Genomic DNA, 26756 nt, shown 5'->3' on the forward strand with positions numbered 1-26756 from the left:
GTGGGAGGGCGATGCGAATGTCAAGCGGCATTGCGACGGACCTTCTGCAAAATCGGTATTTTTGTTATTCATTGGGAGTTTTACTCGTTGTTATAGTTACCTAACTTAATTAGATTCAAAACGTTACAGATTTAAACAATTTCATGGAAAACTTTTCGGAATACCTGAGAAAACAGAGGCAGGAACGGAAGATCCGGCTGTCCGATGTCGCAATTCAGACTCGCATCAGCATGAAGTTTCTGGAAGCGATTGAGGCGGGGAACCTCGAGATTCTTCCGGAGACATACATCCGTGCGTTCATCAGAGATTATGCGAAGGCGGTCGGATTAGATCCCGACGACGCGATAAAGAAGTACGACCTCCACGTCGAATCGCTCAAGGCAGTTACCCAACAGAGAGAAATTCAGCCTCCGAAGCAAAGTGGCGGAAAACAGGTTAGTCTCACCCAAGCCCAGAAGATTGCCGCGGGCGGAATCGGTGTAGTGATACTGGCAATACTCTCTTACCTCGCTTTTTCTCCGAACAAGAAACCTCCCGTCGATCTGAGCACGACGTATGACAACACAGAAGTAATTAATCAAAAGAAATTCGATTCGGCTTATACTGCCGCCACGACGCCGAAGATTGAAAAAGTCGACAGCTCAAGACTTGTGCTCAGTGCCGACGATACCGTCTGGGTGAATCTTGTCGTTGACGAAGGGCGGACATACGATCTCTTAATGAGACCGGGCAACCGTTTCACTTTCTGGGGAAAACGGAAGTTCAACATGACGATCGGGAACGCTGGCGGATTAACAATCGTGCTGAACGGCCATCAATATCCACCGCTGGGTGGATCAGGCGTCGTCATCAGAAACGTAACGATACTAAAAGACGGTACCATTAAGAAGTGAAGAGTACCGCGGGCGATCCAGGGGCGGAAATAGAAAAACTGCGGCGGGAAATCCGCGATCACGATTATAGGTACTATGTGCTCGCAGAGCCTTCAATCAGCGACTATGAATACGATCAGCTGATGAAGAGACTCACAGAGCTCGAGCGGGTGCATCCTGAGCTAATCACCCCCGATTCACCTACACAGCGGGTCGGCGGAGAACCCATCAAGGGTTTCAAGCGAGTCAAACATGTCCAACCGATGCTGTCGCTGGAGAAGATCGACGCATCGGATCTCCCTACCAAGGAGACCGAACCTGATCGCGAGAAGCGGCACAGACTTCAAGACCAGAACACGCTGCCCAAACTGATGGACTTCGACGCGAACATAAAGAAATATCTGAAGACTGCTGTTGTGGAATATGTTCTTGAACCTAAAGTGGACGGAGTCTCAATCGGTGTACACTATCGCAGAGGTAAACTCGCATTAGGTGTAACTCGTGGAGATGGGCAATACGGCGATGACATCACGGTGAATTTGCGGACAGTCCGCGCAATTCCGCTTGAATTAAAAATGAAAGATCCGCCTGCGCTTCTCGAGGTGCGGGGTGAAGCGTACATGTCGACAAAGGATTTCGAAAAACTCAACGAACGGATGGAAGCGTCCGGAGAAAAGAGTTATCCGAATGCGCGCAATGCTACGGCCGGGGCCCTGAAACAGTTAGATCCTCATCTCGTGTCCGAGCGACCCATAAGCGCGGTATTTTACGGAGTCGGCGCTGCTGAAGGGATAAGTTTTGAAACGCACTCTGAAATGCTCGAATCACTGAAACGGTTCGGCCTTTCCACGCAAAGAAAATGGTGGCTCTGCAAAGGTATGGAGGAAGTAATAAGACGGTACAATGAATCTGTGGTTTGCCGTTATGATGAGAAGCATGATCTGAGAGGTGAGCTCCCTTACGAAATCGACGGAATTGTGATTAAAGTGAACCGCATGTCTGCTTGGAAAGCAATACCCTCGAAGACACGGGCGCCGGGCTACGCTATTGTACACAAACCTGTCCCGTGGATCACCCCCGCTGAAACTCTCCTCAAAGGAATCACTGTGCAAGTCGGACGGACAGGAGTTCTCACTCCCGTTGCTGAATTGGAGCCGGTTTTCCTGCAGGGGTCAACAATTTCCCGGGCGACTCTGCACAATGAGGATGAAGTGCGGCGCAAAGACATTCGCATCGGGGACACGGTCGTCATACGTAAGGCTGGGATGGTGATCCCGGAGGTTGTGGAGGTAATTAAGTCGAAGCGTCCAAAGGGCGCCAGGGAATTCGACCTTTACAAATTTGTCGACGGGAAGTGTCCGGCCTGCGGCGGCACGATCGCGAAAGAAAGAATTGCCGCCGGAGACAAGAAAGAAGTAGCGTGGCGGTGTCAGAATGTCGCCGGCTGCCCGGCCCAGAAGACGAGGCGCGTGGAGTATTTCGCACAGCGCAAGGCTCTCGATATCGAATCGCTCGGCGGTATCGTTGCAGAAAAACTTGTGGAAAGAAAACTCGTGGATGAGCCGCTGGACCTGTTCGATCTGAAGGTAAACCAGCTCGCCGGACTCAACTTGGGTAGCGACGAAGAACCCAGAGTTTTCGGCGAGAAGAATGCGATCAAGGTTGTCAACGCCCTCCAGCGTGCGCGGACTCTTCCGCTTGAACGGTGGATACAAGCGCTCGCGATTCCAGATGTAGGAGAGGCAACAGCGAGACAACTCGCGCTAGTCCACGATTCACTTGATGAACTTGCCGGCTCAGAAATATTGAAGGACCTAAGGGATCTCGGATCTAAAAGATCTGAAATTAAGACCGTGTCGCCGAAGTCGCGTGCCAATCCGGCCAGGACCGCATCCGAATTAAATGCAAGGAAAAAAAGGTACGATATTCTATCCCGGGAAATTTCGGAGATCGAAAACCGGTTGGCAAAAGTAAAGAAGAGTCTTGCCGAAGTGGGGCCGGTGGCGGCGGGATCGGTTCTCGACTACTTCAGTTCGCCGGGGGGCAGGAAAATAATCCGCCGGCTTCACGAACTCCGTATCAAACCGTCTGGCGCGGTGAAAGCAGGAACCGGATCTCTTGAAGGGAAAACCTTTGTTCTGACCGGAACACTTTCATCGATGTCGCGCGAGGAGGCTTCCGAGCTCATAAGGAATGCCGGAGGAAATGTCACCGGGTCGGTAAGTAAGAACACCGATTATGTCGTTGCCGGTGAAAACCCGGGTTCGAAGTACGATAGCGCAAAAAGACTTGGTGTTCGTATATTGGATGAGAAGGAGTTTTTGAAGCTCGCCGGTGCTGATACAGGCGCGGCTGCCGGGGACGACCTCTTCGCCGGATCCCGCGAAAGGACTTCTTCAGAGAAAGCAAAATGAGTTTAAAGGAAAGATTTGCCAATACCGTTGTAAGGAGACGCACCAGGCGCAATAAGAAAGCTCTCACTTTCAACGACATGATAAAGTCTTCCAACTCCGCAATATTTTTGATGCCGAGATTAAGTCTGGAATTCTACCTCGCGCGAAGCGTCGTGGAATCATTCATGAAATATTTCCGGCGGGCGGTCCTCCTCGTGAGCGATAACATGCGCGAACTCGCAACTTACCGAAACGAAATCATTGTTTTTTCGCAATCAGATACGACCTGGCTCAAGCTCCCGAAACGCGATCTGATCTCGAGACTCCATCGGGAGAATTTTGATATCGCCTTCGACATGAGTCATTCGGAGGATCTGTTCATGTCCTACCTGTGTTACAAATCGGACGCCAAGATGACGGTGGGGTTCACAAAGAACGACAGCGACAGGTATTATGATTTGCAGATAAGGACGCAGCGCAGTGACGACATGAAGAAAGCTTATGAACTTCTTGCAAACACGATAAAAATGTTTAAGGAAAAATGAAAAAGAAAACTTTCGAAACCGAAACCCACAAAGGGTACACTCTCCTCAGAGTGAATGTTGACAAGCTGGACGCACAGGTCTCTCCTCAATTGAAGGCCGAGTTTCTGGTTATCTGTCAGCCGCCGTTGAAGAAGTTCATCGTGGACATGAGCTCCGTAAAATCCTGCGACTCAACAGGCTTGAGCGCGCTCCTGGTTGCTGAAAGACAGATGAGAGAGCTGAAAGGTGAAATCCATCTGGTCGTGCCGAATCAGGATGTTCGTAACCTTTTCAGGATAACGCAGCTCGAGAGCATTTTTACTATCCATCAGTCGGTCGAATCGTTGGACTAATCAAGGCAGGCGGCTCTGCAGGGGAAACATGGGATTTACTTCAATCGATTATGTCATTGTCATAGCGTATCTGGTTGGCGTCGCAGCGTTCGGAGTCATCACCGGAGGGAAACAGAAAAGCACGAAAGACTATTTCGTCGGGGGAAGAAATATACCATGGCTGGCGGTCTCATTTGCGGTTGTCGCCACCGAGACCAGCGCGATAACTTTTATTTCGATACCCGGCCTGGCGTACCTGACGAATTTAAACTTCCTCCAAATTGCTATCGGCTATATCATCGGAAGAATAGCGATTGCGTTTCTCTTCCTCCCGTCCTACTATCGCGGCGAACTGGTCACCGCATATGAATTATTGCGCACCCGTTTTGGCGAGAAGACGAGGAACTACGCCTCGGTAGTGTTCCTCGTTACCAGGACCCTTGCTACCGGCGTGAGGCTCTTCACCACCGCCATACCCCTTGCCATAGTTTTCAAGGGATATAAGATTCTCGGCGGCCTCCCCGATACATACGTGTACGGAGTTGCGATAATAGTCATTACGATTTTCACTTTCATCTACACTTACACCGGCGGCATAAAAGCTGTTATCTGGACCGATATTATCCAGATGGCAGTCTACATCGGAGGCGCTGCGTTCGCGCTCGACCTGATGCTCTCGCATATCCCTAACGGCTGGAGCGGCGTCGTCACCATGGCCGCTTCACAGCACAAACTCGATTTCTTCAACTGGGGATTCGGTGGAGGCATTGCCAAATTCTTCACTGTCAAGTACAGTCTGATCGCCAGTGTCCTCGGGGGCGCGTTCCTTTCCATGGCTTCCCACGGCACGGACCAGCTTATCGTACAGCGTCTCCTTGCAACAAACTCACTGCGGAATAGCCAGAAAGCCGTCATAGCCAGCGGTTTTTTTGTCGGCTTGCAGTTTCTATTCTTCCTTATTATCGGGTTGTCGCTGTACGCTTTTTATAATGCGTTCCCGTTCAAAGACGGCGATCAAATATTTCCAAAGTTTATCGTGGAACAACTTCCGAGCGGTCTGAGCGGCCTGATAGTGGCAGGACTTCTCGCAAGCGCGATGGGATCGCTCAGCGGATCGATCAACTCTCTTGCGTCGTCTACTCTTATCGACCTCTACAAACCGTACTTCGGAAGGGATAACACTGACGCCAAGGACCTAATGATGTCAAAAAGGTTCAGCTTGATGTGGACAATCGTCCTCATCGGCACGGCGTTCATCTTTGTCGGTTCCAACGAAGCTGTAATTGAGATCGCGCTCTCGATCGCATCGGTTACTTACGGCGGGCTGCTCGGCACTTTTTTGCTCGGCGTGCTCTTCAAGAGTCCCGCCGAAAAAGACGCGATGATTGGATTCACCGCGGGTTTGCTTATTTTGATTTATGTCTTCTTCTTCACGCCGATTGCCTGGACATGGTATACCATGATCGGATCCATAACAACTATTATTGTCGGACTTCTGTCGTCGTACCTTTCCCGCCCGCGAAGTTCAACCGCTTCAGCTGAATAGTCAGGCTGAAAATGCCCCGCATTTGGTTTCAAGGCCTGTTGGTTCTTCTTCTTGCAGTCGGGGTCGTTTCATGCGGATCCCTTCGACTCTCTCGTGAAGCATCGAAGACGTCAGTCGGTGATTGGCCGATGTTCGGGCAGAATTCGGAGCACGCATCGTCAAGCGACATGGTATCCACGGGCCTCGATAGCATCTGGGAATTTGACGCAGACGCAGGGTTCGGAAACTTTTCACCGACCATCGCGGGTGGTGCGGTCTATGTCGGAACGCTTAAAGGTGATGTATACATTCTTGATTTGGAATCGGGAAAAAGCCTTGGCTCGAATTCATTTGGAGGCGCACTGTTCGCATCGCCTGCCATTGCGGACAGTCTCATGATCGTAGCTTCTTCAACAGGCAAGTACAACCTGCTCGCATACAATATCTATTCAGGCAAGACTGTTTGGTCGCACCAGTTGAGCGATATCGAGTCGTCGCCGACGATCGCCGGAGATTTTCTATACGTGACGACACTCGCGGGTGATGTCTATAAATACGATGCTGTGGGCGGGAAGGAGTCCTTTCACCGGCATTTCGCATCAGCGATAAGAGTATCTCCCTTAGTCACGCGCAACCTTTGTGTGTTCGGTTCGGAGGATGGAAAGATCATTTGTATCGATGCTGAAAAAGGAAATGATCTTTGGAGCTACGACGCGGGATCGCCTGTGTGGTGCACTTCATCTGCGCATGATTCACTGATTTTCACAGGGACCAATTCAGGAGAGCTGATCGCGCTCGACATGAAAGGGGCGAAGCTGTTTGATTTCAAGGCGGGTGGAAAAATCTTATCGATGCCGATTTCCGATGGCAGTGGAGTTTACTTCGGCTCGAATGATGGGACCTTGTATGCAATCAGCGCGACTGACGGCCGCCTCCTTTGGAGAATAAACACAGACGCACCGATTATTGCGGCCGCTGCACAGGATAAGTCTGAATTGTTCGTCGGCGGGTTCGATAGGTTTTTTTACGTGATAAATAAGTCGGACGGAATGGTGGAGGGGCGATTCGACCTTGGCGGACGGGTGCGCACGGCTCCGGCAATTTGCAATGGCTATCTCGTGGTGTGCGCTGAAAATACAAATGTGTTTGGATTCAGAATCAGGTGACTGATGAGATCTTTCTCAGGATCTAAATCGAAATGAAGATTACAGACAATTTGCAGGCGTATCTTCTTAGAAGCATCGGATTCTGCCTCAGGCGCTTTTCGATCAAACGAGTCCAGCGGATGGCAGAATTCCTCGGGCGATTTTTTTATCGCTATCTTCCAGTGCGCAAAGACGTCGCTCTCGCGAATCTGAAACTTTGCTTTCCGGAAAAGAGCCAGGACGAACTGGAATATATTATTGCAAGATGCTACATCAACGTCGCGACCGTTTTTTTTGAGTTCCTCTATTTCCCCAGGTTCACTGAGAAATCACTTGGTGAGCTGGTCGAATTCCGGGATGAGTCCAGGGAGTTGATAGAGTCTGCTCTCGCCAAAGGAAAGGGTCTCGTCATGATAAGCGGGCATTTCTGCAACTGGGAGCTCATTGCGTTTTCCGTCGGCAGATTTTATCCCAAAAGATTTCTCGTCATCGTTCATCCGCTCTCGAATAGGGCGGCGGACGTATTGACGGACAAATACAGACGCCTTCTGGGTAATTCGACCGTGCCGATGGGAAATTCCATCAGGGCAGCATTGACTGAATTACATTCGAACGGGATAGTCGCCCTTCTCGCCGACCAAAGCGCGGCCAAAGAAAGCGCGCCCGCAAAGTTTTGCGGAATAGAAGTTCCGACATTCCAGGGACCGGCTTCGTTCGCGTTGAAGACCGGCGCGGCAGTCCATGTTGGATTCCTGATCCGGAAGGAAGACGGGAGATACAGTGTGGAGCTGAAGGAAATTGATTGCAGCGATCTGAAAGATGACTCTGAAGAGAGTGTAAAGGAATTGACACAACGCCATGTGACGGTCCTCGAAGAATATGTCCGTCGCTACCCGGAATGGTGGCTCTGGTTTCACAGGCGGTTCAAACACGTTCCGGCTTACCAGGAACTCTTCGCGAAAATGAAGAAGAAATGAATCGCGCGCTCATAATCCAGACTGCGTTTCTCGGCGACGTAATTCTCACCACGCCGCTGGTTCAGGTCTTGAAGAGAGAGCATCCTGAAATGGCTGTCGACATCGTGGTCATTCCTTCTACGCGTGAGGTGGTCGAGAATCACCCGGCCGTCTCGAAGGTGATAACCTATGATAAGCACGGCGCTCAGAAATCTCCCTGGTCTTTCATCTCGCTCGGAAGAGAATTACGGAAAATGAAATACGACGTGATAATCTGTCCGCATCGATCTTTGAGGAGCGCCCTCCTTTCCCGTATGACGAACGCGCCCGTCAGGATCGGGTTCAGGAACTCGGCTCTCCCGGGGTCATTTACCAGCACACTAGCATGGAAATTCGGCGTACATGAAGTGGATCGAAATCTATCACTACTCGAACCTCTGGGAATAGCGACACATCGTGAGGTGCCGAGATTGTTTCCGACTCAAGGTAACCGCGAGGAGGTAGATCTGTTCATCGGCGAAAACAGGATAGAGAAGCCGTTTGCCGCGATTGCGCCTGGGACTGTCTGGAGAACGAAGCAGTATCCGGTCGCGAAAATGGTCGAGGTCGCGAAGCAACTCCTGGAGAGATTTGCACGGATCGTGATTGTTGGCGGGCCCGCCGATGCGGAGACCGCGGCATCTTTCGACGGGATTGATTCGAGGATCGTTTCCGCCGTCGGGAAATTGTCCGTAATGAGTTCTGCCGAATTGATAAGCAGGGCATCCCTTCTGGTATCGAACGATTCCGCCCCGGTACACATTGCCGCGTCGTTCGAAGTGCCGACAGTCGCGATCTTCGGCCCGACGGCCGGCAATTTCGGATTTTATCCTTACGGTGACAATTCGGCCGTCGTGGAAACTACCGGTTTAGGTTGCAGGCCCTGCACGATCCATGGAGGAGCAAGATGTCCGATCGGGACATTTGATTGCATGGAAATGATTACGCCGTACTACGTTGCCGCCACCGCATTGAGAATCTCCGGGACGCGCAATGGTTAAGAAAGTTATCGCGTCCCGGAAGCGGAGTCTCGTGGTCGCAGCCCAGACGATTCTCAACGGCGGCGTGATTGTTTATCCGACGGAGACTATCTACGGGTTGGGTGCAAACGCGCTGGACCCGAAAGTTGTGGAGAGAGTTTTCGAGATAAAAGAGAGGCGAAAATCAAATCCGATCCTGATTTTGATTCCGGATATTCAGTCGTTGGAGGAACTTGCCCTCGAGGTACCGGACTCCGCTCAGGATCTGATGAAAAAATTCTGGCCGGGACCGTTGACAATAGTTTTCAGGAGTACCCCGATGGTCTCGAAGATATTGACGGCCGGGTCGGGAAAGATCGGCATTCGTTTGTCGAGTGACAAGTTCTGCAGAGATCTCCTGAGCATCTGCAAGATCCCGATCACATCCACAAGTGCAAATCTATCGGGTGAGTCCAATCCGAACTCGATCGAGATGATCAACAAAAGAGTGTTGGACTCTGTAGATACTATCGTCGATGCGGGAACCTTGACTTCACAAACACCATCGACAGTTGTGGACGTGACGAAAGGGAAGGTGGAACTGGTGAGAGAAGGGGCGATCGCGTTCAAGGAGATTCTTAAAGAACGATAGAAGGCGGAAACACGACAATCGAGTTGGCAAATCTCTCGATTGTTAAGCTGAAGTGCCGTCGGCAGACTCGCTGATGTGATTGTTCACTTGACAGTATTCGCCTGATCTTTTAAGATTACATCAGTAATGTGTGGGCCGGTTCAGGGCTGAGAATATTTTCCGAAAATAGATTTGGTTAGAGGCCGTTCCAATTATCATTGTCATGGGGATGTTGGAGAATGGATGGCGAATGAAACACGCTCGTAAATACATTCTGGCGGCCGCGTGCTGCGGGCTGATCACTCTTTGCTTCAACTGCGACTTGTTTACAGGTCCGCATAATGGAGGAGGATCGGACACCACGAGCCATGCCTGGACATTCGAAGTTGACACATTGGGCGACGGTGCGAGCCAATTGTACGACGTAGCAATTGTCAGCATAAATCCGCCACTGGTGTACGCTGTAGGGTCTATTTTTCTGAAGGATTCAACAGGGCAGTGGAGTTCTCCCCCTTATTGTGTTGCTATATGGGATGGACAATCTTGGAGTCTGAGGCATCTATACTACAAGGGAACTGATTACCAAGGCAACCCATACATTTTGCCTCTGATAGAAATTAAGGGGATCTGGGTAACAGGGAGCAGTGACATTTGGTTAACTCCGGGAAGCATCTTCCGCTGGAACGGAAAGGACTCACTGACCAACCTTTCGTTCTCCCGCTTGTCGTTACCCGATCCAACCGCAACCATCAACACCCTATGGGGCTCATCCACCACATCTCTATATGGGGTCGGTACCGGCGGCTCAATCGTCCATTTTGATGGCAATGAGTGGCAGGGAATAGCAAGCGGGACCACTCTAGATATTCGGGACATCTGGGGATCGCCCGATGGAAATCAGATACTTGCCGTTGCATCGAACGATGAAGGATCTAAGCTTCTCAGTATTCAGAGAACAACTGTAACAACTGTTTCTGACAGTGGTTTGGGAAGCAGTCTTTACGGAGTCTGGTTTGTACCGAATCAAAAGTATTACGCAGTGGGTGCAGGGATCTTCTGGAAGAATCGACTCACTGATCCTGTCTGGAACACATATGCCCCAGGAGTTGTGACGAGTTATGTCTCAAATGGAATAAGAGGAAACGACACGAGCGATGTGTTCGTATCAGGCGACGCATTTGAGATAGTTCATTACAATGGAAGAAGCTGGCACAACTACAGTGACGTAATTCCGCCTTCATACGGTGCTGTAGGACGAACTGCTGTCAAAGGAAACCTCATGATCACTGTGGGGCTTGCGGACCAAAAGGCCATAGCAATAGTCGGTAAAAGAAATTGAAGCAGGAAAACGTGAGAAGAATGGATTCCCGCTAAAAGCATGTCCCGACCGAAATATTCTATATGCCGGGATCCCGCTGACGCGGGATGAACTCCAGCGGGAATTCACTCTTCAGGTGTGGAGAATTTGTTGCGTCATACCTCTCTGGAAATAGCCAAGTAGCCATTCTGTCATTCCCGTCCCGCTTACGCGGGATAAACTGCAGCGGGAATCTGCCGTTCAGTTACACGGCATCTATTGATCGGAGCGATGCGCTGATCCGAGCGAGATGGATTCCCACTTGCGTGGGAATGACATTGACAGAGTTTTTTAGATGACATCTCTCTTGGAGTAACCCGCTTCTGTTCTGTCATTTCCAGCCCGCTTACGCGGGATGAACTCCAGCGGGAATCCACCTTCTCCTCTGTCATTCCCGTCCCGCTTACGCGGGATGAACTGCAGCGGGAATCTGCCGTTCAGTTACAGGGCATCTATTGATCGGAGCGATGCGCTGATCCGAGCGAGATGGATTCCCACTTGCGTGGGAATGACAAAACGAGAAATACGGTCAATCCTCAGAGACAAGCTCATCGTATAGGTCCTTCCATTCTGGATTCATCGACTCGATAAGTTCTATCTTCCATTTCCTATACCATTTCTTAATCTGCTTTTCTCTTCTTATCGCGACCGTTACATCATCCGTTGATTCGAAATAGACAAGCTTGTCTACACCGTACTTCTTTGTGAAGCCATTCATCATCTTATCTTTGTGTTGGCGAACTCTCCTGATCAGATCGTTGGTCACCCCTGTGTAGAGTGTGCCATTTCGCTTGCTCGCAAGTATGTAAACATAGTAGTTCTTATCGCGTGGCATACAATATCAGAGTTGACTTCGGAAGATCAGGGATGTAACTCCAGGGAAAGCGGAGATCCAGCCTTTGACATTACCCGCCAGACGCCAGCATGACCCTCTTCCCTGGATTCCCGATTAGATCGGGAATGACATTTCCGGGCTCCCCGTAATCCACGCCCCGCTGGCGTGGAATAAACTCCAGCGGGAATTCCCCGCGGACTTCTTACACTTCCGACTGCTTCTGGAATGTCAGGAGCTCGGTCATTTCCGGTATCAGCGGCTTTCGCTCGTAGTAGTTGTATCTTCTTGCGGATCTCTCGGGTAGAAAGACCCTCCCCACAGTCTTGTAGTTCGCGTCAGCGTACATCCGTTCCACTTCGTACGGAAAATCGGCCACGCCTGCCTCTCCGATCCTCGAGCCGACCATGACGGAAACCCTCCCACCGATTTTCAAAATGCGGTGGCTCTCCCTGAAAACAGTTTTAAATTTCATCTTGAAGTTTGATAACGCTACCGTCAGGTCCTCGGGGTTCGAGTAAAATTCTGCAGGCAAGTTGAGAAAAACATAATCGGCTGAATTCGATTCTCGCGGAATGCCGGTCAGGAAAACATTGTTTTGTTTTATCCGTTCATCCGACGAAATCGTTTCATATAATGAATATTTTCGGTCATTGAAGCAGGAGAGATTGTCTACCACGTCGCCGAGAGTACCGTCTGTGGCGAAGGGATCGACAATATTAGCGCCTGGATCAGTATAATAGTAAAGCGCGTTCGCGACTACCTGCCCCGCCACTCGCCCCTTTTGCCCCGGTTTGCCGAACCGCGGATCGGGAACGTCGAACGTCCACACGTTCGTGTTCCTTAAATCGAATCCGAATTTTGTCCGCTCAGATTCACGTTCCGTCAGAACATCTTCGCGGATTCTTTTCCGCAGCTCTCCTATCGTCCACTTGTTTTGATATGCCGCCTTTTCGTACTCCTTGCGCTTATCATCTGTGCTGACTTTAGTCGCGAGCTCGAAGTAAAAGCTCTCGGGGAGTTTCCGCTTTTTCAGATCAGGATAGTAAGTGAAGTACATCTGGCATTGCTTGAGGAGACCCGGTTGAAATTTGAATCCGGGAGTAGTGGTCAGAAGTTTGTACAATTCTTCTTCCGAAAGCTTATTCGACTTAGCATACGGAAGAATTTTTTCGACGATGAACTTTCCCACGTCCCAGAAACTGTCGACTGAGAGGGAATTCAGTCTCTCTGCCAGTTTTTGAAGCGGATCGGTTTTCATAGCGACTCCGGTAGTAAGTGGAGATGGGTAATCAGCAATCAGCTTTCAGTAATCAGCAATCAGTACTCGGTAATCAGCTGTCAGCTGAAAGCTGATGCCTGAATGCTGATAGCTACTTTCCCTTTTCCCAATTGCGGACATAATCGATAATGTCGGAAGTCAGCGTGCCGGGTGTAAACAGCTCGCCGACGCCGAGATCTTTCAGGGCTTTGACATCTTTATCGGGAATAATCCCGCCGCCGAAAAGAAGAACGTCTGTCAGTCCCTTCTCTTTCATGAGCGCAATGACTTTTGGAAATATCGTCATGTGCGCGCCGCTCAGGAGGCTGATTCCGATTACGTCGACATCCTCCTGTATGGCAGCGTCTACAATCATCTCGGGCGTTTGCCTGAGCCCGGTATAGATGACCTCCATGCCGCCGTCCCTAAGCGCCGCGGCGACTACTTTTGCTCCACGGTCGTGCCCATCGAGGCCTGCCTTCGCTACCAAAACGCGGATTTTTCTTTCCATTACTTCCTTCTTGGGCTGTTCCAGTATACAAGGATGGGTGAATTCGCAGCAAAGTTGCCGCGCGAATCCCTCGACAGATTCACTTCTCTTTTAAGATCCACTATGCTCGAGCTTGTCATTGGCGGCAATTTCATAGTGCCTCTGCATGTAAGATAGCACGCCCGCGCCAATTATAACAGCGAACCACAATGTCAGCGCCCTTACGATTAATGTGGCTGCGACTGCCGCACTCTTGGGAATTTTCGCAAGTATCAACAGACCTGCGAGAGAAGTCTCCGTCGCGCCGATTCCGCCCGGCAGAAAAGAAACAGCCCCGACAATTATAGAAAATGAATAAATGAAACTCGCCGAGAGAAGCTTGAGGTGGATTCCGAGCGCGCCGAGCACGAAAAGAAAACCGATGCATTCCGAATACCAGGCGAGGAGACCGAGGAGAGTCGAAATGATGAGCGACTTCCCGCTGAGAATCGTCCGCGAACTTTCATAAGCAATTTCGATCTCCTTGATCCACTTCGATACGAGCGGGATCCTCTTTGAAAAGTTTATTATCCCTAATGACAGGGATCTGTTCGCGATGACGTATAATCCCACGAGGAAAAAGAAAGCGCACAGGAATATGAATTCCTTATCCTGCCCGATGCCATACGCTCCGAAGGTTGCGATGATCAGGAGCGCCAGGAAATCCGTTATGCGTTCGGCGAATATGATCGGGGCGGACCTGCTTATCGGAACTGCGTTGAGCGACTTAAGAAAATATGATTTTACAACTTCTCCCATTTTTCCGGGAGTGACGGACATGGAAAGCGAAGAGAAGAAGACGCCGAAACTTTCCGACCGCGGAATGTCTATCCCCAGAGCCTTCAGGTAGAATTCCCATCGCACGAACCGGATGAGGTAGTTCAGGATAGGAAAGAGGAGGATGATCGGGAGCATTTTGTAATCGAAGAGCGACAAGGCTTCCTTCAGCGCCGAGGTGTTTGCGTAAAGCGAAAACGCGACGCCTATCAACGCGGCGATCGCGAGAGAAATGAAAATCTTCTTTCTAAACTGTTTCAGCATCTGCGAATTGTTTGAGGGCAAGATAAAATTTTGGAAGGGGCAGTCCAACCACATTATAGAAACAGCCGTCAATTCTTTCCACGAAGAGTGCGCTTAGATCGTCCTGGATGCCGTATGCTCCAGCCTTGTCAAACGGCGCACCCGATTCCACATACTCGTCGATTTCCTCGTCGCTCAAGTTTCTGAAAGTCACGTCTGTAATTTCACAATGCTGAACGATTTTCCTTTCCGGGACCCGGAGTAATGTGAACCCCGTGTAAACCTGGTGCGTCCTTCCACTCAGCGACCTGAGCATCTTTCGAGCATCGTCGGCGTCTATCGGCTTATTCAGCACTTTTCCATCCAGGTACACTATCGTGTCGGCCGTCGCAATTATTCCTGACGTCACTTTCTTCGCGGCCTCATCCGCTTTCTTACCCGAAAGGCTTATCACGTATTCCTCGGGATTATTCGCGAAGTGGTTCGTCTCGTCGACCTCCACATCAAGAAGTGTGAACTTAATTCCCACCATTTCGAGTATCTGGCGTCTTCTCGGCGACCTGGACGCAAGAAAAATATGAGGAAGATTCATGGTCGGTGATTATCAATTTCCGATTGAGAATTTAAGATTTGCATTTCACAATTCATCAATAGACCTTTTTCACTTCTGTCCCGGGATAATAGTGGGAGAGAATTTGTTGATAGGTATATCCAAGTCTTGACATGCCGAGTGCTCCCCACTGGCACATGCCCACACCGTGTCCGCTTCCCTGGCCCTTTATCACCGCGCTTCTTATAACTCCGTCAGCGTCTCTGGTTAGAGTAATCCTGAAGAGACTGCTTCTGAGTAAGGTCCCGCCGGGGGATTTAAAGAAATATCTCGTGCGGTCACCGCGGACAAAGTACGCCGTGCCGTCAGCGGTCTTGATTTGAAGTGTGTCTGCGCGGAAAGAGGTGAACCGATCAACCACCTTCAACGATGAGATTCTGCTTCTTAGAGCAATCCCTGTATACATGGGGTTAGCTGCGCTGAGATTTCTTCTAAGCATGGTATTTAATTCGGCGGCGCTCAGCGTCACTGTCCAGAAAAACTGTGGCGAGTAAATACAGAATGGCTGCCCATTCGCCGAGTCTATATCTGAAACTCCCTGCAGGTAAGGTTGGGGAGGCTGCCCTTGCCAAACATGCTGGACGTCCTCGGTGTGACCCCCGCAGGTGGAATGGAAGAAGCATCTTGCCGGCTCGCCGTTGTATTCGACTATCATTCCCGACGTAAACTCGATTGCGCTGTCTGCGAGCGAGTTATAACGCTGTATGCCAGAATAAACCTGGTCACGGGTATCGGCATAGACATCGAACCCGTTCCTCATGATGAATTTGTCCGAAGAGTCCACTCCGCTCATTCTGAAGAAAGCGTAATTTCGGGCGGCGATTGCCTGTGCCATGCACGCTTGAAGTTCGGCAGTGGTCAGATGATTTACGAGCTCGTTGGGAACCACACCTCGAAGATAGGTCTCGAGCGGGACCATGTCGATCAGCCTGTACGTTCCGTTGCTCGAGGGCACAATCTCCATTTCCCCCGGGTATGTCTGGGATTTAAATGTGATCCGGTCGGAATTCGCAGCCGATTCCGGATTCAATGCTGTATCCGGCACAATCCTGATGGGCGAAAGAAACTGAAGTTCCTGATTGGGGAGAAAGGCCTTTGGCGAGCCGTCTCGAGAAAATTCAAACTTCAGTGTCGAGTTCGTCGCCTTTGATATCGAAACTCCCTGATAACTCAGGTGATAATTTCCTTCGACACGAAGAGAGATGCTGCCAACTCCTTCCGCGAGGCAGACGCGAATGGTCGGCTCACTACTGTAAACAAAGATCGGATGTGAGAATGAAACGGAAAAGGAAAAGACAGCGACGGCGACGATGATAATGAAGAGGGAGGTTCCCTTGCGGGGAATCATCTAAACATTGCTTTGATGCTGCCCCATGTTCGTTTTGCAACATCCGAAATGCTGGACTGGTATGTGAATGCCACAGTGATCTGGGCCGAGTAAGTTGAGCTGCCGTCAAAGCCGTCCGCACGTACCATGTAGATAAAATATGATGGAGAGGTAGTCTTATAGATTCCCTTGTCGGTGAATTGGTAAATGCTTCCGGCTCCGGTGGGATTCACGGTCCCAATCGGATAAAACTGGTTGTCCACTTGTGAGCTCTTCTCGACCACGAAGTCTTTCACTCCGTCTTCCTGTGAGGTCGACCACTGGATCACAATATTATCACCCTCAGCAGAACCTCGCACGTCCGAATAAGTGACCGACGACGTGGGCGAAAGCGCTAAGGAAATGATCGCGAAGAGACCGGCAACGTATCGCATTGGTATGGAAATTTATCCTGAAGCCATTTTTAAGTCAAGACTCTTTGGCACGAATGTGATTTGCCTTGGGATGGATCGATCCGGATGGAGAATGCAGTCGGAAACCACCGCTTCAGGTCGATTTAACGCGACTTTCTTGATTTTGGAATCATTCTTCCTCGTTTTCTTGTTAGAATCATATGATGTTATTTTTAAAAATGGGTGGAAAACGCCTGAAATCTCTCTCTCCATCATGGTGTACGCCTTTTCACGTCACTCAATCGATACCTTTAAACGGTATTGAAGATACGCCCGCCTGACGATAAATTATACGTCTATGCTGCAATACTTCGTCGACCTGCTGAAGATTTCGCTCCCCATTCTATATTTGTTCACGCTATTCCTTTATGGGCTCGCGTTCTTCCTGGATGAACAGTTTGGGATCAGGAATAGAACACGATTTCTGCTGGCGACAATCGCAATCCATTTCGTCTATCTGCTCAGCAGGACACTGTTGACAGGTCATCCGCCGGTTACTTCGGTGTTTGAAATCATGAGCGTGGTGTCATTCACGGTGGCGCTGGCTTACGTGTACATTGAGATGCGGTCTAAAGTGAAAGAGACCGGGCTGTTCATAATCAGTCTCGCTTTTCTTTTTGAAATGGTCTCGGCGGCATTTATAAAGGACGAGATTCATCTTAACCCGGTATTGAAATCGAGTGTGCTCGGAATCCACGTTGGTAGCGCCATGCTGGGTTACAGCGCACTTGCAATATCTGCGGTCTATGGCGGATTATATTTGATGATGTACCATGAAATAAGATCGAACAAATTCGGAATTGTATACAGAAAACTTCCCGACCTTCAAACACTCGAGAAGTTGAGTTACCGGTCGATCATCCTCGGATTCGCGCTCCTCAGCGTGGTAATACTGGTGGGATACGCGTGGCTTCCGAAGACAATCGATAATTTTTCGTACTCCGATCCGAAACTGATAATAACCGATGTCGTCTGGGCCGTGTACTTCTTCGAGTTAATGACAAAAAGGGCGATGAGGTGGACCGGCCGGACAATGGTGATAATTTCAATCGTCGGATTCTGTCTGACGTTGGTATCCATGGTGGTTGTGAATGTCTTCTTACAAAGTTTTCATAATTTCAAATAGAAAGATGGCAGTCCCGGGCGATTACCCTCTGCCTGCCGATTGGCTGGCCGGGGAGGACTGAACGGATATGTTGAAGCTGACAGCGGTGTCCATAAATCATAGGACCGCGAATGTCGAAGCGCGGGAGAAAATTTTCTACAGCCCGGAAGAGATCCGGAAGATCTCGGAAGAATTGAGATCTATTGGTCGCGAGTCTCTCCTGGTCTCTACCTGCAACAGGACTGAATTGTATCTTATCCCGTCCACAACTCCGAGGATGCACGCCGACCTTTATGGTCTCATCCGAAGGGGGAAGAATCTCTCCGAGAACGAGTTCCAGGTTGATTTCGAAACCTTCGAGGGCTTTGACGCGGTCAGCCACCTTTTCTCGGTGGCCTCCGGGATTGACTCGCTCATGCTGGGCGACATTCAGATTCTCGGCCAGGTCAAGGAAGCTTACAATACGGGTGTTGAGCTTGGAATGGTAGGATCAATTCTTCATCACGCTTGCCAGGTTGCGCTGAAGGCGGGCAAGCGGGCGAAGACCGAGACAAAAATCTCGGAAGGGGCTGTGTCGGTGAGTTATGCGGCGGTCGAGCTTGCCGAGAAGATTTTCGGAAACCTGCGTGGGAAGACGGTGATGCTGATCGGAGCGGGAGAGACTGCAGAGCTTGCCGCGAAGGATCTCAAGCCGAAAGATATAAGTCATCTATATATTGCGAACCGCACTCTGGAACGCGCGCAGAATCTTGTGCGTGAAATCGGGTTCGGCGAGGCAATCCCGCTGGAGGGCATGGGAGAACGGCTTCCCCGGGTAGACATGGTCATATCGAGTGTCGGAGGATCTGATTTCGTATTGACCCGCGAGATTGTGGCGAACGCGATGAAAGGACGTGAGAACAGCCCGCTTCTCATTGTCGATATCGGCGTGCCTCGAAACGTCGATCCTGCGGTAAGAAAGATATCAAATGTGTTTCTGAACGACATCGACTCGTTGAATCTCATAGTGCAGAAGAATCTTGAGATGCGCCGCGCTGAAATTGTTGCAGTCAGGCGCGTACTGAACGAAGAGCTGAATGATTTCATTAAATGGTACAATTTGCTGGAGGTCGGACCGACGATAAAGCTGCTGCGCGAGAAAATCGAGCGAATCAGGTCCGAGGAGGTCAGGCGGAACAAGAACAGACTCAACGAGAGCGACACTGAACTCGTGGATGAAGTCACAAAATCCATTGTGAACAAGATCCTGCACGAGCCGCTTACCAATTTGAAGAATGCAGAGAATGGAATTTCGCTCGTCGACCGGGTAAAGCTGATCAAGTATCTGTTCGGACTTTCCGAAGATGCTGCCAGAGACGAAGATGAAAAAAGTTAGGATCGGAACGAGGGGCAGCCAGCTCGCACTCTACCAGTCACAGATCGTTGCTGGATATCTGGAAAAATCTTTAGGTGCGGGTTCGGTCGAGATAATAACAATTAAAACCACCGGCGACAAGATTCTTGACGCTCCCCTTTCGAAGATAGGTGACAAAGGACTCTTTACTAAAGAGATAGAGAAAGCCCTCCTTGGTTCCGAGATTGACTGCGCCGTGCACAGTCTCAAGGATTTACCGACTGTTCTTCCGGACGGGTTGGAGATCACTGCGTTCAGCGAACGGGAAGATGTGCGCGACGCGCTTGTTGCCCGGGACGGGATGAAATTCCTCGAGCTCCCCAAAGGGTCCACTCTTGCGACTGGTAGTCTGCGGCGACGATCTCAGATACTTCATTTGAGAAGCGATCTTAACCTTGTGGACATGCGAGGGAATCTCAACACTCGGTTAAAGAAACTTGAGGAGGAGGGATACGCGGGTATGATGCTCGCATACGCGGGAATAAAACGTCTCGGGATGGCTAACAGGGTCACAGAAATATTGGAACCATCCGTCATCCTCCCGGCGGTCGGGCAGGGCGTCATCGCTGTCGAGTCGCGGGCGTCGGACGATAGAATGAAAGAACTGATGAGAGGCTACAATGATCACGATTCTAAAATCGCCGCCCTCGCCGAACGCGCGTTCCTCAGGCGCCTCGAAGGCGGATGCCAGGTACCGATTGGTGTATACACATCACTTGGAGAGAATAAGGTGACCGGGATGGTTGCCTCCCTCGACGGCGAAACGATCGTCAGAGAAGCGGTGGCGTTTGATAAGAAGGATCCGGAGAAAACCGGCACTCTTCTCGCTGAAAAACTTTTGACGATGGGAGCCGGCACGATACTCGAAGAAATAAGACGTGAATTTGAAAACGGGAATTTGAAAGCAGGCTCCCGGGATCGCGCGGACTGAAGGAGTTCCTAGTTGCATACTGACTTGCCTTTGTCGCGCAAGCGCATTGTCGTTACACGTACCGAAGATCAATCTGAAAGTGTTGCTGCCACACTCAAGGCGCTGGGAGCGGCGGTCCTCGTGGTCCCGACGATCAGGATCGAACCCGTGGAGCTGACCCGGGAAGAGGTAAAACGTATTTCTGCGTACTGCGAATATGATATAGTGATCTTCACTTCGTACAATTGCGTGAAGAATTTCTTTCGCCATGCTCCGGCGCGTGACCCGGGCGGCAAGCGTCCGGTGATCGTTGCGATCGGAAAGAAAACCGCTGAAGCGCTCTCTGACATCAAACTTGAACCGGACATCGTTCCCTCAAAATTCAGTTCGGACGAACTTATTAAAGGAATTACAAATCTCGATTGGCGGGGCAAAAGAGTCCTGATCCCCAGGGGAAGTATCTCGGGAAATGAAATCAAAGAATTCGTCGAGTCAAGCGGCGGTATCGCGGATGACGTCATCGTCTATAGGACGGTGATAAACCGTCTCCTCGACCCCGAGCTCAAGGACGAAATCGCTTCGGGGAAATTCGATACGGTTGCATTCTTCAGTCCTTCCCAGGCGAGGAACTTTGTAAGTATTTTTGGTCCGGATGTCCTCGTAGGAAAAGAGATAGCCGCCATCGGCCCGACGACACGAAATGCGATCGAGGAAATGGGACTTCATGTCGATGTGATACCGGGAAACGCGACAACGGAAGAATTAATTGCGAGTCTAATTGAGCATGAAAAAGCTTAGTAACGATCTGCTACTGCAAGTGATCAGCGGCAAAAGCGCTGAACGGACACCTGTATGGATCATGCGCCAGGCGGGAAGGTACCTGCCGGAGTATATGGCGGTCCGTGCCAGGCATGATTTTCTTACGATGTGTAAGACTCCGGAACTTTCATCCGAAGTCACCGTTCAACCTGTCGACATTGTCGGTGTGGATGCGGCGATTATCTTCTCCGACATCCTGGTCCTGCCGGAGGCGATGGGGATGAACCTCGTCGTCGAGGAAGGTAAGGGCGGTCCGCGATTCACTAACCCGATTAAGAGCAGGACTTCCCTCGGGCAAGTTCACGACGCGGATTGCCGGAGGGACCTGAAATATGTTTCGGATGCACTGAGACTAACGGTGGAGAGACTGCAAGGGCGAGTCCCGCTTATCGGATTTTGCGGCTCCCCGTGGACACTGCTGGCGTATATGGTGGATGGAAAGGGCGGCGAGTTTGTACGTGCACGAGCCATGCTCTACGACGATCCTTCCTCGGCCCACCAGCTTCTCGAGAAGCTCGCCGTGAACTGCGTGTCGTACCTCAGGATGCAGCATGAGGCGGGCGCGGACTTAGTGCAGATATTCGACACATGGGGAGGTGCCCTCGCTCCTGATCTCTTCGAGGAATTTTCATTGAGGTATATCAGGTTCATGGTCGATTCCGTCAGGGAAGAATTTCCGGTAATTGTATTCTCGAAGGGGGCGAATCATTCCATCGAGAAGATCGCCGCAACTGCCGCCTCGTGTGTGGGAGTTGATTGGACAATTCAGATCGGCGAAGCCGCGAAGAGGACCGGCGCGGTTCTCCAGGGAAATCTCGATCCAGCGGTCCTCTTTGCGAGACCTGAAATCATAAAGGCACGCGCGAAAAAAATACTCGAAGAAGCGCCTGCGGGTAAACATATTTTCAACCTGGGACACGGCATTCTCCCAAATACGCCGGTGGAAAACGTCCGCGTTCTCGTTGACTTCGTAAAAAACTGGAAAAGAGATTGATGTGAATTCACTTTCGTTTTCGCGAGATGTCGAGGCCGGTTCGACCCCATCCCGTCGAGCGAGGAATGCCCCGTGAGCAAAATTGGCGTGGTATTATTCAACTTAGGGGGTCCACTTTCAAGGGACGACATAGAGGAATTCCTGTTCAACCTTTTCATGGATCCATACATCATCGAGATACCGCTTCGCGGGTTCTTAAGGAGATGGCTGGCCAGAATGATAGCGAGACGCCGGGCTGTCAAGACGGCTTACTATTACGACATCATGGGCGGAAAATCACCGCAGTACGAACTGACGATGAGGCAGGCGCACGCTCTTGAAAGGTCGCTTCGTGAAGTCATAGACGTTAATGTTTATGTCGGCATGAGGTACTTCAAACCTTCGATCGAAGAGGCCTACGACTCACTTGTGAAGGACAATATCGAGGATGTCATTCTCCTTCCGCTTTATCCTCACTATTCGAGAACAACGACGTTGTCGAGCTTTGAAGAATGGAACCGAGTCACTCGACATCCGGCAAGAAGGATGAAAGTCTTGCAGATCGACAGTTATCACGACAATCCCGGCTACATAGAGGCAGTGGTCGAAAGAATTGAAGAGGCGCTCAGAAAATTTCCCGCGACTTTAAAAGGTGATGTACATATACTTTTCAGCGCTCATGGTGTCCCTGAGAGCATAATTACCCGCGGCGATCCGTACCAGAATCAGATTGTGGAGACAGTTGAACTTGTCTCAGACCGGTTCACGAATCCTCATTCACTTGCTTACCAGAGCCGTGTCGGCCCTGTGAAGTGGCTTGGCCCGCCGACTCTTGACGAGATCAAGCGTCTCGCTTCCGCGGGGGTTAAGGATCTTCTCGTCGTCCCGATAAGTTTTGTCAGCGAGCATTCGGAAACCCTTTATGAGGTGAATCATCTTTTCAGGAGTGAAGCGATGAAGGCAGGGATCGAACAATTTGAGATGATGCCGGCACTCAACGATTCTCCGAAGTTCATCGAGGCGTTGAAAGGGCTGGTCCTTGCCAGGGCGGCGGAGTTTGAAAAGGCATGAGGGTCGCGGTTGTAGGGGGAGGAATATCTGGGCTCTCCGTCGCGCACTTCTTGAAGCGCGCGGGTGCCGAAGTGATGGTCTTCGAGAAGAACGGTACTCCCGGCGGCACCATAGGGACCAGAATGACAGAAGGGTTTCTTGTCGAGAGTGGCCCGAGCAGCACCTCGGAAACGAACTTCGTCATCGACGAGATGCTTGCGGACCTCGGAATGAAAGACGAGAAGGTTTACGCGAACGATGGATCGAAGTATCGCTACATAGTCCGTGGCGGAGAACTGCATGCGCTTCCGGGCGGACCGGGATCTTTCATCTCGACACGGTTGTGGTCGGCGCGCGCTAAGTTCAGGCTACTCGGTGAACCGTTCATCGGTCGCGCGACGCGCGAAGAATCGATCGCAGAATTTGTGAAGCGCAGGCTCGGAAGAGAATTTCTTGACTACGCCATCAATCCGTTCGTAGCGGGGGTCTATGCGGGAAATCCGTCCGACCTCAGCGTCAGAGCCGCATTTCCGAAACTTTACGCGCTCGAGGAAAAGTACGGCGGCTTGCTGAAAGGCACTTTACAGGGAGCGCGGGAGAGAAGAAAACGCGCCGACAAAGCCAAAGTGTCTGCGAAACTTGTTTCTTTCAAAAGCGGGATGGGCGTACTTCCCTCGACTATCGCGAAATCACTTGACGATGCGGTGTTATTCAACACGCCGGTCATCAGCGTAAAGCTCGAGTCAGCCTGCTACAGACTCGGTTTCGTGGAGAAGGGGAAAACATCCGGCGAAGTTTTCGACAGCGTAGTTCTCTCCACGCCGGCATACTCCGCCGCCCAAATCATCCGTTCGTGGCTGCCGGAGCTTTCTGAACAGCTCTCTTCAATAAAGTATCCGCCTGTCGCGGTAGCAATTCTCGGATATAAGCTTTCCCAGGTGGAAATGGATCTTAACGGTTTCGGCTTTCTCGTACCCGAAGTTGAGAAGCGGAAAATTCTCGGGACGATCTGGAGCTCCAGTATTTTTCCAAACCGTGCTCCCGAAGGCTCGGTTGAGTTGACCACTTTCGTCGGCGGGTCGCGGCAGCCGGGGCTTGCAAGCCTTCCGGCTGACGAGATCGCCGGCATTGCTCACGGCGAAAATTCTTCACTGATGATGATTAGCGGAGAACCTACATTCAATTCCGTCACCCGATGGGAAAAGGCCATCCCGCAATATAACATCGGTCATCTCTCTATAGTTGAATCCGTGAAACACGTTGAAAGCGTTTATAAGGGATTTTATATTTGCAGCAACTACCGGGATGGTATCTCGGTTGCCGATTGTATTGCTAACGGCAAGAGAACTGCGGAGAAAATTCTGGAATAGAAAATGCGAATGATGTGACGAGAACTATCTCCTGGTTCCCGCGGCTATTTGATAAACGAGCGAGGCTTTCGCGACTAACTCTCACGAAGATTGGAGCTGGATAAAATGATCACGATGACAGAGTATCAGAAGAAAACCGGATTCCCTACAGTCCGTATGCGCCGTCTCAGGATGACCGAGTCGATTCGCGAGATGGTACGCGAGACGGTCCTTCAACCGTCCGATTTCATTTACCCGATGTTCGTTGTTCCGGGGAAGAAAGTGCGTCACGAAATTTCGTCCATGCCGAATGTTTACCAGCTCTCAGTCGACGAACTCGTCCGCGAGTGTGACCAGGTTGTAAAGTCGGGCGTCAAATCTGTTATTCTTTTCGGTATCCCCTCGCACAAAGACGAATTCGGCTCAGAAGCTTACGATGAAAACGGGATTGTGCAACAGGCGATAAGAGAGCTGAAGAAGCAGCTACCGGAGCTGTTTATTATCACCGACGTTTGTCTCTGCGAGTACACTTCGCATGGTCATTGCGGCGTATTGAAAGAGATCGCGCCGGGTCAGGTTGAGATAATGAATGACGAGACGCTCGAGCTCCTTGCAAAGGAATCGTTAACTCATGTCCAGGCAGGAGCGGATATGGTGGCGCCGAGTGACATGATGGACGGAAGAGTGGAAGCAATACGAACCCTTCTCGACGAAAACGGATTTCTCTCGACACCCATCATGAGTTATGCCGCCAAGTATGCCTCGGGCTTTTACGGACCGTTCCGCGAGGCCGCGGAATCGACTCCGAAGTTCGGGGACAGGAAAAGTCACCAGATGGATCCGGCCAACTCCAACGAGGCGGTACGCGAAGTCGCGCTCGACATCGACGAGGGTGCCGATATCGTCATGGTGAAACCTGCACTCGCGTATCTCGACGTGATCTACCGGGTCAAGAACGAATTCAGGATGCCCACCGCCGCTTACCAGGTCAGCGGAGAGTACTCGATGATCAAAGCCGCGGCGAAAAATGGCTGGCTCGATGAACAGCGCATCATGTTGGAGACATTAACCGCGATAAAGAGGGCTGGCGCAGATCTGATCCTGACTTATTACGCCGTCGACGCGGCAAGACTCTTAAAGAAACAATAACGGATGCTGTCGGCGGAATCGTTCGCTGATAGGGCGATTGCTCTTCGGATCGTGTCGTTGTCGCTGTACCATGAAGTATCTTGCAGTTCCAAATCATTATTTCGCGTGACCTGATGGAGACCGCATTCGTCACGGGGGCTAACGGGCTTGTCGGGTCAAATCTATGTCACAAACTCTCAGAGCTCGGCTATACCGTCGTTGCGATGGTGCGCGGAAACTCTGACATCGTCGGGCTGAACGGTTTCAGAGGAAAGAAGGTTCGAGGTGACATCATGGATTCCGACTCGCTCGTGAAATTAATTGAAGGTTCGGATTACGTCTTCCATACAGCCGGGTTGGTCAGCTTCGACAACAGGAGACGTAAAGAGTTGCTTCGTATCAACGTTGAAGGGACGCGGAACGTTATGCAGGCCGCAAGAAAAGCAAACGTCAAGAAGGTGGTACACACAAGTTCCGTGGCGGCCATAGGGATTCCACGCTCCGGTGTCGAGATGGCGGATGAATCGACCGAATACAATAAGTTTCGGTACAGAATCGCTTATGCCGACAGCAGGCATCTTGGCGAAATGGAAGTAAGGAAGGCGGTTGACTCGGGCTTGGATGCAGTTATAATAAACCCCGCCTCGATCGTAGGCCCGCGCGACGTGTATTCTCATTTTGGGGTTCTGCTCAAATTATTCAAGGATAAGAAGATTGTGCCGTACGTGCCGGGAGGAATGTGCGTCGTCGATGTCGATGACGTTGTCTCAGGTGAAATATCCGCGCTGAAATCGGGACGAAGCGGTGAAAGATATATTATCGGGGGAGAAAATCTCTCGTTCAAAGAGCTGTTCGCGAAGATCGCGGGAATCGTGAATGCATCTCCGCCGAATTTGCGGATTCCGATATGGGCAGCGAGATGTGCTGCATCGATTTTCGAAATACTATCCGCGATAACCGGAAAGCCTCCCGTTCTAACAAAAGCCCATGTTGCGAGCGCGACTCTTCCGCATTATTATTCATTCGCGAAAGCGAAACGGGAACTCGGAATTGAACCGCATCCAATCGATCGTGCGATTCAGAAAGCATATGAATGGTACGAGGACAATGGACTCATGTGATCGCGAAATCGGAATGTCTTTGTCGATGAGTGGCGGACGATCCATGAAGGGAAGAGCGGTCGCTTTATCGTATCGGATTAATACGGACCCTCTCTCTTGCTTTTCATCAGAGACAGTCGGCGAGCATTATCTGAACGTGCGGCG

Annotated in this window: 26 protein-coding genes; 19 read left to right on the forward strand and 7 right to left on the reverse strand. The window is 50.8% G+C overall.

Going from position 1 to position 26756, the window contains the following annotated elements; all coding sequences use genetic code 11:
* The first annotated feature begins 143 nt into the window (after positions 1 to 143).
* The 10 genes from VIS48_12540 (at position 144) to VIS48_12585 (ending at position 10715) form a co-directional block, all read left to right on the forward strand.
* A complete protein-coding gene (locus VIS48_12540; protein HEY9166976.1) occupies positions 144 to 893 on the forward strand; it encodes a RodZ domain-containing protein in 750 nt (249 codons plus the stop codon).
* On the forward strand, positions 890 to 3286 hold the full coding sequence (gene ligA / locus VIS48_12545) for an NAD-dependent DNA ligase LigA (protein HEY9166977.1): 2397 nt from the start codon (positions 890 to 892) through the stop codon (positions 3284 to 3286). Before VIS48_12540 ends, ligA begins: the two co-directional genes overlap by 4 nt.
* Positions 3283 to 3810 carry a hypothetical protein gene (locus VIS48_12550; GenBank protein ID HEY9166978.1) on the forward strand — a complete coding sequence of 176 codons (528 nt, stop codon included), beginning with the start codon at positions 3283 to 3285 and terminating at the stop codon, positions 3808 to 3810. The genes ligA and VIS48_12550 overlap by 4 nt, the downstream gene beginning before the upstream one ends.
* Positions 3807 to 4142, forward strand: a complete 336-nt coding sequence (locus VIS48_12555) for an STAS domain-containing protein (GenBank protein ID HEY9166979.1) — start codon at positions 3807 to 3809, stop codon at positions 4140 to 4142. Before VIS48_12550 ends, VIS48_12555 begins: the two co-directional genes overlap by 4 nt.
* A gap of 28 nt (positions 4143 to 4170) precedes the next feature.
* Positions 4171 to 5667, forward strand: coding sequence for a sodium:solute symporter (locus tag VIS48_12560; GenBank protein ID HEY9166980.1), 1497 nt, complete (start codon positions 4171 to 4173; stop codon positions 5665 to 5667).
* Between the two features lie 128 nt (positions 5668 to 5795).
* Entirely contained in the window at positions 5796 to 6812 is a 1017-nt protein-coding gene (locus VIS48_12565) for a PQQ-binding-like beta-propeller repeat protein (protein HEY9166981.1), read from the forward strand.
* Positions 6813 to 6844: 32 nt separating this feature from the next.
* The gene (locus tag VIS48_12570; GenBank protein ID HEY9166982.1) at positions 6845 to 7768 is read left to right on the forward strand and encodes a lysophospholipid acyltransferase family protein; all 924 of its coding nucleotides are present in this window, start codon (positions 6845 to 6847) and stop codon (positions 7766 to 7768) included.
* A complete protein-coding gene (locus tag VIS48_12575; protein HEY9166983.1) occupies positions 7765 to 8787 on the forward strand; it encodes a glycosyltransferase family 9 protein in 1023 nt (340 codons plus the stop codon). The genes VIS48_12570 and VIS48_12575 overlap by 4 nt, the downstream gene beginning before the upstream one ends.
* Entirely contained in the window at positions 8780 to 9397 is a 618-nt protein-coding gene (locus VIS48_12580; GenBank protein HEY9166984.1) for an L-threonylcarbamoyladenylate synthase, read from the forward strand. Before VIS48_12575 ends, VIS48_12580 begins: the two co-directional genes overlap by 8 nt.
* A gap of 229 nt (positions 9398 to 9626) precedes the next feature.
* The gene (locus tag VIS48_12585; GenBank protein HEY9166985.1) at positions 9627 to 10715 is read left to right on the forward strand and encodes a hypothetical protein; all 1089 of its coding nucleotides are present in this window, start codon (positions 9627 to 9629) and stop codon (positions 10713 to 10715) included.
* A gap of 547 nt (positions 10716 to 11262) precedes the next feature.
* Here VIS48_12585 and VIS48_12590 read toward each other — a convergent pair.
* The 7 genes from VIS48_12590 to VIS48_12620 all read right to left on the reverse strand — a co-directional run bounded on the left by VIS48_12590 (position 11263) and on the right by VIS48_12620 (position 16746).
* Positions 11263 to 11568, reverse strand: a complete 306-nt coding sequence (locus VIS48_12590) for a GIY-YIG nuclease family protein (GenBank protein ID HEY9166986.1) — start codon at positions 11566 to 11568, stop codon at positions 11263 to 11265.
* A 202-nt stretch (positions 11569 to 11770) separates the two neighbouring features.
* Entirely contained in the window at positions 11771 to 12826 is a 1056-nt protein-coding gene (locus VIS48_12595; protein HEY9166987.1) for a hypothetical protein, read from the reverse strand.
* Positions 12827 to 12938: 112 nt separating this feature from the next.
* Entirely contained in the window at positions 12939 to 13337 is a 399-nt protein-coding gene (locus tag VIS48_12600; protein HEY9166988.1) for a cobalamin B12-binding domain-containing protein, read from the reverse strand.
* 90 nt (positions 13338 to 13427) lie between these two features.
* Complete coding sequence (locus VIS48_12605) at positions 13428 to 14396, reverse strand: lysylphosphatidylglycerol synthase transmembrane domain-containing protein (protein HEY9166989.1); 969 nt, start codon at positions 14394 to 14396, stop codon at positions 13428 to 13430.
* Positions 14380 to 14967: a Maf family protein gene (locus VIS48_12610; GenBank protein ID HEY9166990.1), complete on the reverse strand. Its 588-nt coding sequence runs from the start codon at positions 14965 to 14967 to the stop codon at positions 14380 to 14382. Before VIS48_12610 ends, VIS48_12605 begins: the two co-directional genes overlap by 17 nt.
* Before the next feature lie 55 nt (positions 14968 to 15022).
* Entirely contained in the window at positions 15023 to 16333 is a 1311-nt protein-coding gene (locus tag VIS48_12615) for a SpoIID/LytB domain-containing protein (GenBank protein ID HEY9166991.1), read from the reverse strand.
* Positions 16330 to 16746 (reverse strand): hypothetical protein, encoded by a 417-nt coding sequence (locus VIS48_12620; protein ID HEY9166992.1) that lies wholly within the window; start codon positions 16744 to 16746, stop codon positions 16330 to 16332. Before VIS48_12620 ends, VIS48_12615 begins: the two co-directional genes overlap by 4 nt.
* Positions 16747 to 17062: 316 nt before the next feature.
* On the opposite strand from VIS48_12620, the gene ccsA reads away from it, so the two are divergent.
* From ccsA to VIS48_12665, 9 genes are all read left to right on the forward strand, one after another.
* Positions 17063 to 17890, forward strand: coding sequence for a cytochrome c biogenesis protein CcsA (gene ccsA, locus VIS48_12625; protein ID HEY9166993.1), 828 nt, complete (start codon positions 17063 to 17065; stop codon positions 17888 to 17890).
* Positions 17891 to 17957: 67 nt separating this feature from the next.
* Complete coding sequence (gene hemA / locus VIS48_12630; GenBank protein HEY9166994.1) at positions 17958 to 19244, forward strand: glutamyl-tRNA reductase; 1287 nt, start codon at positions 17958 to 17960, stop codon at positions 19242 to 19244.
* Positions 19231 to 20193 carry a hydroxymethylbilane synthase gene (gene hemC / locus VIS48_12635; GenBank protein HEY9166995.1) on the forward strand — a complete coding sequence of 321 codons (963 nt, stop codon included), beginning with the start codon at positions 19231 to 19233 and terminating at the stop codon, positions 20191 to 20193. The genes hemA and hemC overlap by 14 nt, the downstream gene beginning before the upstream one ends.
* 12 nt (positions 20194 to 20205) lie before the next feature.
* A complete protein-coding gene (locus VIS48_12640) occupies positions 20206 to 20970 on the forward strand; it encodes a uroporphyrinogen-III synthase (GenBank protein HEY9166996.1) in 765 nt (254 codons plus the stop codon).
* A complete protein-coding gene (gene hemE, locus VIS48_12645; GenBank protein HEY9166997.1) occupies positions 20957 to 21985 on the forward strand; it encodes a uroporphyrinogen decarboxylase in 1029 nt (342 codons plus the stop codon). The genes VIS48_12640 and hemE overlap by 14 nt, the downstream gene beginning before the upstream one ends.
* A gap of 72 nt (positions 21986 to 22057) precedes the next feature.
* Positions 22058 to 23035: a ferrochelatase gene (hemH, locus tag VIS48_12650; GenBank protein ID HEY9166998.1), complete on the forward strand. Its 978-nt coding sequence runs from the start codon at positions 22058 to 22060 to the stop codon at positions 23033 to 23035.
* A complete protein-coding gene (gene hemG / locus VIS48_12655; GenBank protein ID HEY9166999.1) occupies positions 23032 to 24384 on the forward strand; it encodes a protoporphyrinogen oxidase in 1353 nt (450 codons plus the stop codon). The genes hemH and hemG overlap by 4 nt, the downstream gene beginning before the upstream one ends.
* A 114-nt stretch (positions 24385 to 24498) precedes the next feature.
* Positions 24499 to 25512 (forward strand): porphobilinogen synthase, encoded by a 1014-nt coding sequence (gene hemB / locus VIS48_12660; GenBank protein ID HEY9167000.1) that lies wholly within the window; start codon positions 24499 to 24501, stop codon positions 25510 to 25512.
* Between the two features lie 80 nt (positions 25513 to 25592).
* A complete protein-coding gene (locus tag VIS48_12665; GenBank protein ID HEY9167001.1) occupies positions 25593 to 26612 on the forward strand; it encodes an NAD-dependent epimerase/dehydratase family protein in 1020 nt (339 codons plus the stop codon).
* The last annotated feature ends 144 nt before the right edge of the window (positions 26613 to 26756 follow it).

It is taken from the genome of Candidatus Kryptoniota bacterium (assembly GCA_036567965.1).
In the GTDB taxonomy this organism is placed as follows: Bacteria; Bacteroidota; Ignavibacteria; order Kryptoniales; family JAKASW01; genus JAKASW01.